The 13,527-nt window shown below is 60.2% G+C and carries 13 protein-coding genes; 1 reads left to right on the plus strand and 12 read right to left on the minus strand.

The annotated features are described in order from the left end of the window. Positions 1-266: 266 nt before the first annotated feature. The 12 genes from FBY04_RS31795 to FBY04_RS31850 all read right to left on the minus strand — a co-directional run bounded on the left by FBY04_RS31795 (position 267) and on the right by FBY04_RS31850 (position 12,382). Positions 267-1,694, minus strand: a complete 1,428-nt coding sequence (locus FBY04_RS31795) for an FAD/NAD(P)-binding protein (protein WP_145319602.1) — start codon at positions 1,692-1,694, stop codon at positions 267-269. 14 nt (positions 1,695-1,708) lie between these two features. Beyond that, positions 1,709-2,476 (minus strand): ABC transporter ATP-binding protein, encoded by a 768-nt coding sequence (locus FBY04_RS31800; protein ID WP_145319605.1) that lies wholly within the window; start codon positions 2,474-2,476, stop codon positions 1,709-1,711. Positions 2,477-2,479: 3 nt separating this feature from the next. After that, the gene (locus tag FBY04_RS31805) at positions 2,480-3,820 is read right to left on the minus strand and encodes an ABC transporter substrate-binding protein (protein ID WP_145319608.1); all 1,341 of its coding nucleotides are present in this window, start codon (positions 3,818-3,820) and stop codon (positions 2,480-2,482) included. 30 nt (positions 3,821-3,850) lie between these two features. Further along, positions 3,851-4,900, minus strand: coding sequence for a branched-chain amino acid ABC transporter permease (locus tag FBY04_RS31810; protein WP_145319610.1), 1,050 nt, complete (start codon positions 4,898-4,900; stop codon positions 3,851-3,853). Between the two features lie 4 nt (positions 4,901-4,904). Next, positions 4,905-5,786 carry a branched-chain amino acid ABC transporter permease gene (locus FBY04_RS31815; protein WP_084323671.1) on the minus strand — a complete coding sequence of 294 codons (882 nt, stop codon included), beginning with the start codon at positions 5,784-5,786 and terminating at the stop codon, positions 4,905-4,907. Beyond that, entirely contained in the window at positions 5,786-6,562 is a 777-nt protein-coding gene (locus FBY04_RS31820) for an ABC transporter ATP-binding protein (RefSeq protein ID WP_145319613.1), read from the minus strand. The genes FBY04_RS31815 and FBY04_RS31820 overlap by 1 nt, the downstream gene beginning before the upstream one ends. Beyond that, a complete protein-coding gene (locus FBY04_RS31825; protein WP_145319616.1) occupies positions 6,559-7,464 on the minus strand; it encodes an AMP-binding protein in 906 nt (301 codons plus the stop codon). The genes FBY04_RS31820 and FBY04_RS31825 overlap by 4 nt, the downstream gene beginning before the upstream one ends. Positions 7,465-7,717: 253 nt before the next feature. Further along, on the minus strand, positions 7,718-9,121 hold the full coding sequence (locus FBY04_RS31830; RefSeq protein ID WP_145319620.1) for an LLM class flavin-dependent oxidoreductase: 1,404 nt from the start codon (positions 9,119-9,121) through the stop codon (positions 7,718-7,720). Between the two features lie 301 nt (positions 9,122-9,422). Further along, positions 9,423-9,755: a hypothetical protein gene (locus FBY04_RS31835; RefSeq protein ID WP_145319623.1), complete on the minus strand. Its 333-nt coding sequence runs from the start codon at positions 9,753-9,755 to the stop codon at positions 9,423-9,425. 265 nt (positions 9,756-10,020) lie between these two features. After that, entirely contained in the window at positions 10,021-10,449 is a 429-nt protein-coding gene (locus FBY04_RS31840; protein WP_145319626.1) for an acyl-CoA dehydrogenase, read from the minus strand. A 10-nt stretch (positions 10,450-10,459) separates the two neighbouring features. Beyond that, positions 10,460-11,662: an SfnB family sulfur acquisition oxidoreductase gene (locus tag FBY04_RS31845; RefSeq protein WP_145319628.1), complete on the minus strand. Its 1,203-nt coding sequence runs from the start codon at positions 11,660-11,662 to the stop codon at positions 10,460-10,462. A gap of 156 nt (positions 11,663-11,818) precedes the next feature. Next, positions 11,819-12,382 (minus strand): helix-turn-helix domain-containing protein, encoded by a 564-nt coding sequence (locus FBY04_RS31850; protein WP_084323659.1) that lies wholly within the window; start codon positions 12,380-12,382, stop codon positions 11,819-11,821. On the opposite strand from FBY04_RS31850, the gene FBY04_RS31855 reads away from it, so the two are divergent. Next, the gene (locus FBY04_RS31855) at positions 12,377-13,402 is read left to right on the plus strand and encodes a DMT family transporter (RefSeq protein ID WP_084323657.1); all 1,026 of its coding nucleotides are present in this window, start codon (positions 12,377-12,379) and stop codon (positions 13,400-13,402) included. The two genes, FBY04_RS31850 and FBY04_RS31855, sit on opposite strands and share 6 nt — an antisense overlap. The last annotated feature ends 125 nt before the right edge of the window (positions 13,403-13,527 follow it).

The raw sequence follows: 13,527 nt of genomic DNA on the forward strand, positions 1-13,527 counted from the left end.
GGCTATAAGGCCGCCTCGCTTTGGCTTTTGATCTTGATCTGCCCCGTCGGAAGGCCGAGCGCAGGTTCTGCGCAGTGGGCAACCCGGCATGGATGGCCGATGGCGGCGGGCCCACGGAGCAGGACCGGAGCGAGGGCATGGCGAGCCTAGGCGAGCCACCGTACGTCAGGGGCGCGGGCGCTTGGTTACTTGGCGCTTTTCCAAGTGACCCGCCGTAAGGGCGGAACCAATAGCGGCCGTTACAAAAGAAACGGATATGCCCCCCATCACACCAGCAAGCGCAGAGCCAAAGCCTTGGCCTGACTAGCCACATCAGTCACCGCCGTACTCTCCCACCACATCCCCCGCAACGGCGGTCCCATGGCAAACAACCGACTGACAACCCGCCCGTCCGCCCCCAGCACCGCGCCATCAACCGCCGCCGCAATCCCCAACGCCAACGGCCCCGGTCGCACCAACCCGCGGGCCAGCAACTGTTGCGGCAACGGTCGCGCCACCCGTCGCCAGTCGTACTCGATCCCGCTGGAATTGATCAACGCAGCCCCGCTAACGACAACCGTCTCAGCCTCACCACGACGACGAATACGAATGCCCACCTCATCACCCGACACAATCTCCAGCCCCTTGAACGAAGCCGCTTGAATCCGCAAACGCCCTTCCCCATGCAACCGCTCCACCAACTGCGCACTCAACGGCGGCGAACGGTGATGGTGACTCTCCCACCAGGGCCGCACATGCCGCACAAACTGCCGACGCTGCACGTCCGTCGCCTGACTCCACAAACGGCCAATGTGCGCCCGCACCGTGTCCAGCGGCGCCTGCCAGTCGATGCCCTGCGCAACGGCATACCGACAATGCCGTCGCAATTCACGCACCAACTGTCGCGGCGTGCGAATACTCTGATCCTCGGCAAGAAAATCCGCCCAGGCCGGCGGTTGCCGGCGCACATGCGGCAACAGCCCATGCCGGGAAAACACTTCGATGGGCCCACGATGCCCGGCCTGTTCCAGCGACACCACGGCATCGACCATGGTCAGGCCGGAACCGATGATCAGCACCGTCGATTGCGGATCGAGCTGACGCATGGCCGCCACGTCCCAAGGATCGAGCGCCGCGGCGTTCAGACCGCTGGACTCGGTCTGCGGCGTGCGAGCGGCGGGAAACATCCCCGTCGCCAACACCGCATATCCACCCTGCAACCGCTGCCCGCCACTCAAGTTCAGCCGCACCGAATCGCTCAACGTTTCCAGGTCAACCACCTCGGCCCGCACATGCTCGACGGTCGAGCCATTCAAGGCGCCCACCGCTTGCGCCTCGGCCAGGCGCTGCTGCACGTACACACCGAAAAGCCCTCGTGGTGGAAACAGCTCGCTGACCGGCACATGCTGCTCATCGGACTCCGGCCAGCCGCCGGCGGCGATGTACTCGCTCAGCCACTGAGTCAGGTCATCGGCATTGTCCGGGTCGACGCTCATCCGCGCCGCGTTGCCGTTGAGCGTATGGCCCAACTCGACCGCGCTGTAGGCCTCGCCCCGTCCGAGTTCGGCCCGTGGCTCGATCACCAGCAACGAGCGCTTGCCGGGCAGACGCAACAACTGCGCCGCCAGCATCGTGCCGCTGAGGCCGCCGCCGATGATCAGGATGTCTGCATGGCGGATGACGTCGGTCGCCTGTCCGCTTCGGGTTTCAGTCATGGCGTTCTCAATGTTCAGTGTTTACCTAGATAGAAGTCATGCAGATCGCCCCGCGCCAGCAACGCCTCGCTGCTGCCGGACAACACCACCCGGCCGGTGTCGAGAACATAGGCCTGTTGAGCGTACTTGAGCGCCACATTAATGTTTTGCTCGGCAATCAGGAAGCTCACCTGCTCCTCGCGATTGAGTTGGGCGACGATCTCGAAAATCTCCTGGACGATAATAGGCGCCAAACCCATGGAAGGTTCATCAAGCAGTACCAAAGTAGGACGGGTCATCAACGCCCGGCCGATGGCGACCATCTGTTGTTCGCCACCGGACGTCAGCCCGGCCTGGGTCTTGCGCTTGGTTTTCAGACGTGGAAACCAGGTGTAGATCCGCTCCAGGTCCCGGGCCATGTCCTGGCGACTCAAACCTCGCACAAAACCGCCGCTGCGCAGGTTGTCCTCGACGGTCAATTGCGGGAACACGTGTCGCCCCTCCAGCACATGCACCATCCCTTGGCGCACCCGCACACTCGGATCGACACCCGCCGTGTCCCGACCGAGAAACTCGATCGCTCCGCGACTGACCTCCGCCCGCTCGGCCCGCACCAACCCCGAAATCGCCTTGAGGGTGGTGCTTTTGCCCGCGCCGTTGGCACCGAGCAATGCGACGATGCCGCCCTTGGGCACCGTCAGCGAAACCCCCGCCACGGCCAGGATTGCGCCGTCGTAGACCACCTCGATGTCGTTGACTCGCAGCAATTCGTTCACAGCAATGTCGCTGGCGGCTTCGCTCATGGGTTACTCGTCCCCGGTGCAGGTGCGTGGTGTCAGGCCTTTTTCCTTGGCGAAGGCCGCGGATTTCTCATCGATCAGGGGCCGCAACAAGGCGCGGTCGGCGGCGATCCAGTCGCTGATCAGCGTCCAGTTGGCGCCGTCCCACTGCTGGACCCGCGCCGAGCCGCCACCCTCGTGATCCTTGCACGACAACTTGAGGTTCTGCATCAGGCCGAAATAGCCCATGTCCTTGAGCCGTGTGTCATCGATGTTCAGGTGTTCCAGCCCCCAGCGCCCCTCTTCGCCATTCAAGGGACGCTTGCCGAATTTGCCTTGGGCGGTGCGGATCGCTTCCACCATCACCGCGGCGTTCACCAGCCCGGAGTTGTAGTAGACGCTGCCGAAATTCTTCAGGTCCTTGAGGTCGCTTTTGCCCTTGTCGAGGATGTGCTGCTTGAGGCGTTTGTGGATCTCGAAATCGGTGCCGGCCGGGTATGGCGTCAGCGCCAGATAACCTTTGGCGGCGGCGCCTGCGGGCAGTACGTCCTCGCTGGAACTGGCCCAGATGTCGCCGACGATATGGTCCACCGGGAAGCCGAAACGCGCAGCGGTCTTCACCGCTACCGGCGTCGACACGCCCCAGGTGCGCAGAAACACCCAGTCCGGGTTGACCTGGCGAATCTGTCGCCATTGCGACGATTGTTCGTTACCCGGATCGGCCACCGGAATCTGGATGTTCTCGAAGCCGTATTTCTCCGCCAGCAACTTCAGCGGGCCGAGGGTTTCCCGGCCATACGCCGAGTCGTGGTAGACCGTGGCGATTTTCTTGCCCTTGAGTTTGTCGAAGCCACCCTCGCGCTCGGCGATGTAATTGATCAGGCTCGATGCCTCGCTGTAGAAGGTCAGCATCACCGGGAAGTTGTACGGGAACACCGTACCGTCGGTGGCCTCGGTGCGCCCGTAGCCGAGGGTGATCAACGGAATCTTGTCGACTTCCGCGCGCTCGCTCAGTGCATACGCCGCCGGCGCGCCGTTGGGTGAATAGATCGCCACCGGCGCGCCATCCAGACCTTTCTTGAAGCGCTCATAGCACTCGATACCCTTCTCCGCTGTCCACTCGGTTTCACATTCCTGCCACACCAGTTTGACGCCGTTGATCCCGCCTTCCACCTCGTTGATGTAGTTCAGGTAATCGAGCATGCCGGCCCAGACCTGCACACCGCTGGAGGCATAAGCACCGACGCGATAAGTGGCCAACGGGAAGAATTGCTGGTCCGGCGAAGCTTGAACCACCGGCACTGCACTGCTGAAAACGGCCAGCGTCAAAGCGGCGCTGACCAACGAACGTTTCAAGGATGCACGCATGTTGTCTCTCTATCTGATAATGGAAAGGATTCAGAAGCGCAGCGGCCAGTGACTCAGCCGTTGACGAAGGTTGCTCAGCAGGCGGATCAGGCCTTCCGGTTCCTTGATCAGGAACACAATGATCAGCACGCCGAAGATGATTTTTTGCAGGTTCTGCAGTTGCCCCGCGTCCACCGAACCGCCGAACAGGGCTTGCCCGGCGTGGCTGAGCAGGATCGGCAACAGGCTGATAAACGCGGCACCGATGAAGTTGCCGGCGATGCTGCCCATGCCGCCGATAATGATGATGAACAGGATCTGGAACGACCGGTTGATATCGAAGCTGCTGGCACTGGCCGTGCCCAGGTAAGCGAAGGCCCACAATGCCCCGGCGATGCCGAGGTAGAACGAACTGACGGCAAACGCCAGGTGTTTGTAGCGCACCACCGGAATGCCGATCACGGCAGCGGCGGTGTCCATGTCGCGGATCGCCATCCAGTTGCGGCCGATCTGGCTTTTCACCAGGTTCACCGCCACCCAGGTCAGCACCAACACGGTAGTCAGCGTCAGCAGATAGCGGCCGAGCGGCGTGTTCAGGTCATGGCCGAACAGCGCGAGCTTCGGTGCGGAGATGGTTCCGGACGATCCGTAGTTATAGAACCAGGGAAATTTGACGAACAGCCACTCCAGGAAGAACTGTGCCGCCAGCGTGGTGACCATCAGGTAAAAGCCTTTGATCCGCGAACTCGGCAGACCGAAGACGAAGCCCACCACCGCGCTGATCAATCCGCCGCCCAGCAATGCGACGGGCAGACCGAGCTCAGGCAAGCGCAGCAAAAATCCATAGGTGGCGAACGCCCCGACCGCCATGAACCCGGCCGCGCCGACCGAGGTCTGGCCGGTGTAGCCGGTGAGCAAATTCAGGCCGAGGCCAGCCAGGGACAACACCAGGAACGGGATCAGGATCGCGTTCAGCCAATAGTCGTTGCCGGTCAGCGGCACAACGATGAAGGCAATCAACAACAAGCCAAGCAGTCCAAACGGGACACGACGCTGGATCAACACCGACGGCGCGGTTTCGCGGGCAAGGGATATCGACATGGGTTCAGACTCGCTCGATGGCACGCTCGCCGAACAGGCCGGCGGGACGGATGTACAGGAAGGCCAGGGCCAGGACGTAAGCGAACCACGGCGTGATGCCGCCGCCGATCAGCGGACCGATGTAAACCTCGGCGAGGTTCTCCGCCGCGCCGACAATCAATCCGCCGACAATGGCCCCGCCAATCGAGGTGAAGCCACCGATGATCAAGACCGGCAAGGCCTTGAGCACCACCAGCGACAGGGAAAACTGCACCCCTTGGCGAGCGCCCCAGAGCAACCCCGCCACTAACCCGACAATGCCCGCCACCGCCCAGACGATCTGCCAGATGCGGTTGAGGTTGATGCCGATCGACAGCGCGGCGGTGGTGTCATCGGCCACCGCGCGCAGCGACACGCCAATGCGGGTCTTGTTGAACAACAGCGCCAGCACCGTCACCAGCACGATGGCGGCCGCCGCGGCGATCAGGTCGAACTGGCTGACCATCATCCCGCCGATGAACACCGGCACGTCGTCGATGCCCAGGTCCAGGGCTCGCACCTGCGAACCCATCAGGCCTTGGGCCAGGCCTTCGATAATGAATGACAACCCGAGGGTGGCCATGAACAACGTGATCTGCGAACGGTTGACCAAAGGACGCAGCACCAGCCGTTCGATCAGCAGTGCGCCGATCACCATCACCACAACGGTGAGCAACAACGCCAGGGCAAACGGCACGCCCTGATCGTGCAGGCTGACGAAGGTCAGCGCGGCGAACAGCAGCATCGCGCCCTGGGCGAAATTGAACACGCCGCTGGCCTTGTAGATCAGCACGAAGCCGATGGCGACCAGCGAATACATGGTCCCGGCCAGCAAGCCGCCGAGCAGGGTTTCGAAGAAAAATGTCATCAGTGCACCACTCCCAGATACGCCGCGATCACTTCAGGATCGGCCTGCACTTGGGCCGGTGTGCCGTCACCGACCTTGCGCCCGTAATCGAGGACCACAACGTGATCGGACAGGCCCATGACCACGCTCATGTCGTGCTCGATCAAGACCACGGTGGTGCCGAGGTCGCGGTTGATGTCGGCGATGAAACGGGCCATTTCCTGTTTCTCTTCAGCGTTCATCCCGGCCATCGGCTCATCCAGCAGCAACAGGCGTGGGCCGGCGATCAAGGCTCGCCCCAGCTCCACGCGTTTTTGCAGGCCATAGGAAAGGTTTCCCACCGGCACATCGCGATGGGCTTGCAGTTCAAGGAATTCGAGAATGCCCTGGGCCTGCTGGCGAAAATCTTCAGCCTCGCGGCGGGCGCGCGGCAGGTTGAGTGCCTGCTCGATGAAGCTGCTGCGCAGATGCCGGGACAGGCCGGTGAGGATGTTGTCGATCACGCTCATCTTCTTGAACAACGCGTTGTTCTGGAACGTACGGCCGATGCCCCGACGCGCGGCGGTCAGCGGATCGATGCGTTTGAACGGCTGCTGCTCGAAGACAATCGAACCGGCGTCGAAGCGGTACACGCCGTTCAGCACATTGAGCAGCGAGCTTTTGCCTGCGCCGTTGGGGCCGATCAGCGCGCAGATCTCGCCCCGACGCACGTCGAAGGACAGTTCGTTGATCGCTTTTACGCCTTTGAACGACAGGGAAATGCCGCTGACTTGCAGGATGGAATCGGTCGAGCTCATGCGATATCCCGTTTGAATTCGGTGAGCCAGGTGGGCTGCGGTTGAGCGTCAGGGCTGCGCGTGGCTTGCCAGATGAAATGCAGGTTGTGGAAACCGAGCAGTCGACGAACGCGATTTTTGATCAGGCGTTGCAGGCCTTTTTCCGGGTGGGCGATGGCCCAGTCGCACAGGCGCCGGCGCCAGGTGTCATGCGGAGCAAGACGACTTTCGATTTCCGCCGCCAATAGCTGCAGGCGTTCCGCCGAGAGCAACAACCCGGAAGGCGCCACTTCGCGACGGTCGCGGCTGGCGCTGCCGGGGCTTTCCGGGAACGCCAGGGAGTGGCCGCTGGTCAGCCACTGCTCGAGCAATACCGTCAGTCCGGCCTGCCATTGCGTGCCCTCCTCGCTCCACAGTTGCGGGTTCTTGCTCCAGCGGTTGAGCCGTTGCGGGGTGTCCACCGGGCCGATCAGGTCGTTGAAGCTCAGCAGGGATTGCCCCTGATGGAGCCAGCGTTGTTGCGTCTGCCGCCCCTGAACGAACGCGTGCGTGGGACTGCTGCGCCACAGGATTTTGTGCAGGGTTTCGGGGTCGAGGTTGTCCGGCAACGTCAGCAGTTGCCCGCCAATGTGTTGGGCAGCCAGGGCCAGCAGCAACAGATTCGGTTCGAACGCGCCGCTGAGGGCCAGGCGTGAATCCTCGATGAAACCTTGCTGGCGCAAACCGTCGGCCAGGCGCTCGACATCGCGCAGGACGTCGATCCAGCGCCAGACAAACCACTGGCCGTGACGCTTGTGACGCAGCGCCGGTTGCAACGGACTGATCTGCGCCCAGTGGCGCAATTGCTCCAGTGCCTTGGGCAACTCGACCCGCCACTCGGCGGTGTCCGCGAGGGGCGGACGTTTGAGTTCATGCACGCTCATGGGTGGACCTCCTGTTCATGGGCAAAAGCGTGCGGTGGTCCGCTGGGCTGAAATCTCTAAAACAACCGCGATCAACTGTGGGAGCGGGCTTGCTCGCGAAAGCGGTCTATCGAACGACAGTCATGTTTTGAATGTGCCGGCCCCTTCGCGAGCAAGCCCGCTCCCACAGGTTTCGTGTCGGTGGTGAAATTTGTGAACGACAAAACACCTTGTAGGAGCCGACTTACTGCGGGCGGCGTTCCGGCGATGGCGTCTACGCCGACACCACTTTCTTCGCCTGTGGCCGCAATGCCGCCAAGTTCCGATATCCCGCGCCCGGGTGAATCTCCGGCAACTGCGGCCCTTCGCCGAACAACTTCTCGCGCAAAGTCCCCGCCGCGTATTCGGTCTTGTAGACCCCACGCTTCTGCAACTCCGGCACCAGCAGTTCCACGGCGTCGATAAAGGTTTCGTGAGTCAGCGCATACGCCAGGTTGAAGCCGTCCACATCGGTTTCCTCAACCCACTCCTGCAACAGATCGGCAACCGTCTCGGGGCTGCCGACAAACAACGGCCCAAACCCGCCAATGCCGACCCAATCGGCCAGTTCGTTAGGCGTCCACACCTTGTTCGGATCGGCCGTGGAGAACGCCTCCACCGCCGATTGAATCGCGTTGGTGTGCACATGCTTGAGCGGCTCATCCGGTTTGAACTGACTGAAGTCGATCCCGGTCCAGCCCGAAATCAGCGCCATCGCGCCTTCGTAACTCACCCAGGTTTTGTATTCCTCGAACTTGGCTTTGGCCTTGGCATCGGTCTCGCCGAGGATCACGGTTTGCAGGTTGAAGATCAGAATCTTCGACGGATCGCGACCGGCCTCGGCGGCACGGCGACGGATGTCGGCCACGGTTTTTTTCAGCAGCACTTTCGATGGTGCGGCAACGAACACGCACTCGGCATGCTCCGCGGCGAACTGCTTGCCGCGACTGGATGCGCCAGCCTGATAGAGCACTGGCGTACGTTGTGGCGAGGGTTCGCAGAGGTGAATGCCCGGCACCTGAAAGTGTTTACCGACGTGCTGGATTTCATGGATTTTGCTCGGTTCACTGAAGATCCGGCGCTCGCGATCGCGCAGGATGGCGCCCTCTTCCCAACTGCCTTCCCAGAGTTTGTAGCAAACCTCCAGGTACTCTTCGGCGAAGTCGTAACGAGCATCGTGCTCGGTCTGGCTTTTCTGCCCAAGGTTCTTGGCGCCGCTTTCCAGATACGAGGTGACGATGTTCCAGCCGGCGCGGCCCTTGGTCAGGTGATCGAGGGTCGACAGGCGTCGGGCGAACGGATACGGATGCTCGAACGACAGCGATGCAGTCAAACCAAAACCCAGCTGCTCGGTGACCAGCGCCATCGGCGGAATCAGTTGCAGCGGATCGTTGACCGGCACCTGCGCCGCCTGACGGATCGCCGCGTCACCATTGCCGTTGTAAACGTCATAGATGCCCAGCACATCGGCGATGAACAACCCGTCGAACTTGCCGCGCTCGAGGATTTTCGCCAGATCGGTCCAGTATTCGAGGTCTTTGTACTGCCATGAGCGATCCCGTGGGTGCGCCCATAAACCGGGCGACTGGTGACCGACGCAATTCATGTCGAAAGCGTTGAGGCGGATTTCACGAGGCATCAGGCGACACTCCTGAAACCGCATTCGCGATAGAGCGTTTAAAACGGGAGATAGCAGACGTGGACAACATGATCTTTTGGACTCCTGATGGATATGAGAGTCCTTATGCATGAGTCGCGCCAGAATGAATAAGCCGCTTAGTTCCTGCACTTCACTCTGTAAGATTTTAAACACAGAGCCATCCGACAACACAAAATGTTGGACAGCTGTTTGTGGAACAACACCTGTAATTGACAGTGCTCTAATCCGCTAACGGAAAAAGAGCACTTATTTAAATATTTACTCTTGAAAATCGAGAGCCTTAGGCTGCAACCAGTGTCTCCGACGAACTACCCAGACGCACAGTATCTTCATCCTCCACCTTGTATTCAAACGCAACTTGTTTATCGCCTTGCAGAGATTTGTGGCTCCTTTCAATTTCAAAAGTTGAACCCGCGCCATCCTTTTCAACCATAATTGTACCGAGCACAATAAAGTCAGGGGCTGTCGACGCCTTACCATAGAAGTAGACTGCGTAACCTTCCTTGACAATTTCATTTGTCGACTGGGGAGTAGCAATTAAAAAATGCGCTCCCTTTACCGTAACTTTTGGAGCGTCTAGTAACGAGTCGGCTGTTAACGATTTTTTTGACATTTCCCAATCCCTCTTAAAATAAAATAATCGTCCTAATTTATTAGAACGTCGGCTCCCTTAGTACAAGCGTTGCACCGAGTAAACATAAGTCCGTCAACACGAGAGCGTCTACTGTCAGAATTAACAGGTCGTCACGGGTTTCAGACGAGTGGTAATGGAGGGCTTAACCAGCTACATCGAGCACAGACTTGGCTACGACAATGCCTGCCATTGCGACAGGCATGAAGTTGTTATCGAAAAACGTGTTTAGTTTTCCGCAAACCACCTAAGAAAACTTGGGTGGATGAATACCATTCAGACGAAAATTGCCAATAAGGTGAAGCTTCCAACGCAACGGATCCTGCAGAGATCCAGGCAACACAGTGCGCTGCCCTGTCAGTTCAAATTCAGCATCGCTGACCGTGCTCAGCGCCTCGGCACTGGCAAGATGCGACTCGGCAATGGCGACGCTGACCTCAGTGGAGTCTTCATGACTATTCAAGAACTCTTGCGCACGTTCGAGCAGCGCCGCGGCGACTTCAATGCGTATGTGCACATCGCCGAAACGGCTGATGACAAACGGATCGTCCGTGGTTTTGGACTGTTGACGGACGAACCGCAAAGTCGCATCGAGCAAGCTGCGGGCGTTGTGCAAATCATGCTGACTTTTGGCCAGGGGTTGCCCGGCAACGATCGGTTGGGTCAAGGCATTCATGGTGGGCTCCTCAGTTCCAGGCGTGGCGCGCGGGCTTTACGCCGTTGAGCAGGTAGTTGCCGATCAGGTGATATTTCCAGCGCGCCGGGTCGTGCAGCGTGTGGGTCCGGGCATTGCGCCAGTGGCGATCGAGGTTGTGCTTGCCGAGCACCGAGCGGGTGCCGGCCAGTTCGAAGAGTTTGCTGCTGGCGAGCAAGGCGATTTCGGCAGAGAGGACTTTGGCCTGGGCGACCACTACCGAGGCGTGAGCCACGGTGTCTTCATTGGCGTTGAGCAACGCCGCGTCGATGGCCTGGCCGGCCTTTTTGAGGATCGCTTCGGTGCCGTGGACGCGCCATTCGAGCTCGCCGATGGCGGCGATGCTGAACGGGTCTTGCCAGCCGTGATCCTGTCCGCTGTCGATCCATGGCCGGGATTCACGGGCATAGCGCTTGGTTTCTTCCAGCGCGCCGACGGCGATGCCGGTGTCCACTGCGGCTTGAATGATCTGTGAAATCGGACCGTCGGCGGTGGGTTCGTCAAAGGCTTTGTGAGCCGGAATCACCGCGCTAAGCGGCACCTTCACGGCGTTCAACGTGACACCGCCACTGGCGGTGGTTCGCTGGCCAAAACCGTCCCAACTGTCGATCACGGTCAGGCCGGGGTTGTCGCGCTCGATGAACGCGATGAACGCCTGGTTCTGCTCGTTGACCGCCACCGCAGGGACGATGTGCGCGAACAGCGCGCCGGTGCAGTAGAACTTCTCGCCATCGATTTGCGCGGTGTCTGTGTCGAAACGAATACGGGTTTCGAAGGCCCCGGCGTTTTTGCTTTTGGATTCGGAGAAGGCGTTGCCGAAGCGGTAACCCTGCAGGACTTTGCCGAAGTAGTAGCGCTTCTGCTCTTCAGTGGCGGTTTGCAGCAGGATGTCGAGCACGCCGAGGTGATTTTGCGGGATCTGGCCGAGAGATGAGTCGGCAGCGGAAATGATCTTGATCACTTCCGCCACCGTCACGTAGGAAACGCCAGCGCCTCCGTACTCCTTGGGAACAGTGATCCCCCAGAGACCACTGGCGGAAAACTCGTCCAGCTCGGCAACCGGCAAGCGTCGCTCGCGATCGCGCACGCTGGCCTCGACGGCGAAGCGTGCAGCGAGCTTGTGAGCAACGGCGATTGCCTCGGCGTCCGAATGGATCACATGGGCAGTGCGAGGGGGTTGGGCAGAGGCTGTCATGGGCCGACTCCGGGATTCTGGTGAATGCACCAGGGCTTTTGCAGGAGTCGTGCCTGAAACTAATTTGCTTAAATTTCAATAAGTTGATGAGTCAATCGAGAAACCCGTGCAGCTTGAAAACAGCAATGTGTCTATCCGGTGTTGATCGGCGAACAGTCAGATCACCACGTTTCTCACGAACCGCGCCGCCACCGGCCCGTCGTTGCGATAAGCATGGGGCTGGTTGCTGGCAAACATATAGAACTCACCGGCAGCGATCTCATGGGGCGTGTCACCGAGCATCAAGGTCAGACAACCTTCGAACACATAAATCTGTTCGCTCCAGCCATCGGCATCCGGTTGCGACGGGTAAATCTCCCCCGGTTGCAGGCACCATTCCCACTGTTCCACTTCACGGGTGGCGGTGGCCTTGGACAATAAAACGGCCTTGCTGCCGGGAATCTTCCCGGCCCAGGCCACTTCGTTGATGCGGCTCGGATCTCGGGCATCCGGCGCCTGGATCAAATCGCTGAACGCTACGTCCAGCGCTTCCGCTACGCGGTCGAGGGTGGTCAGGCTGACGTTCTTCTCGCCGGCCTCGATGGCGACCAGCATACGGCGGCTGACCCCGGACTTTTCCGCCAGCGCGGTCTGGCTCATGTCGGCGGCGTGGCGCAGGCGCCGAACGTTCAAACTGACGTGCTGAAGGACCGAAGCCCGCTGCGTTGAATCTTTGTGCACTATATTGCTCACTTAGTGGGGTTGGGCAGTATACTGCGCAACATTCGGCGCATTGTGCGTCGCCCTCAGGTAGCGCGCAAGGTCATGACGTCGTTGAACTCCTCCCCGGCTTCTTCCCGTTTCTCACGGTTCAGCAAGGCCGAGTGCGTGCTGGTGCTGATCACCATGGTCTGGGGCGGCACCTTTCTGCTGGTGCAGCACGCCATGACTGTCAGCGGACCGATGTTCTTCGTCGGCCTGCGCTTTGCGGCGGCGGCGATTATCGTCTCACTTTTTTCCTGGCGTCACCTTCGGGAATTGACCCTGTTCGAACTCAAGGCGGGCGCCTTCATCGGCGTGGCGATCATGCTCGGTTATGGCTTGCAGACCGTCGGGTTGCAGAGCATTCCCAGCAGTCAGTCGGCCTTCATTACCGCGTTGTACGTGCCGTTCGTCCCATTGTTGCAATGGCTGGTGCTGGGGCGACGTCCGGGGCTGATGCCGAGCATTGGCATCATGCTGGCATTTACCGGGTTGATGTTGCTGTCGGGGCCTGCGGGCGCGTCGTTCAATTTCAGTCCCGGTGAAATCGCCACGCTGATCAGCGCCATTGCGATTGCCGCTGAAATCATTCTGATCAGCACCTATGCCGGCCAGGTCGATGTGCGTCGGGTGACGGTGGTGCAATTGGCGACCACCTCGGTGCTGGCGTTTTTGATGGTGGTACCGACTCAGGAAGTCATTCCTGACTTTTCATGGTTTTTGCTGTGCAGCGCACTCGGCCTCGGCGCGGCGAGCGCGGCGATTCAGGTGGCAATGAACTGGGCGCAAAAAAGCGTTTCACCGACGCGGGCGACATTGATTTATGCGGGGGAGCCTGTCTGGGCCGGGATCGTCGGGCGGATCGCCGGGGAGCGGTTGCCGGCGATTGCGTTGGTGGGTGCTGGGTTGATTGTCGCGGCGGTGATTGTGAGTGAGTTGAAGACCAAGGGTAAGGCTGCTGCGGTCGAGGAAGAGTTGGAGCAAGAAACTCAGGGGTAAACCTCAAGATTTGAAGCGCCTGATAAATCGTCTTCGCGAGCAAGCCCGCTTGTGTCTAGATCTAGGAATAAGCTCTGGGGTGAGAGGGGTGGATGGCAAGCTGTGAGTCCGCGGTGCTTGAAGCA

This window comes from Pseudomonas sp. SJZ080, assembly GCF_007828295.1.
Taxonomy (GTDB): domain Bacteria; phylum Pseudomonadota; class Gammaproteobacteria; order Pseudomonadales; family Pseudomonadaceae; genus Aquipseudomonas; species Aquipseudomonas migulae_A.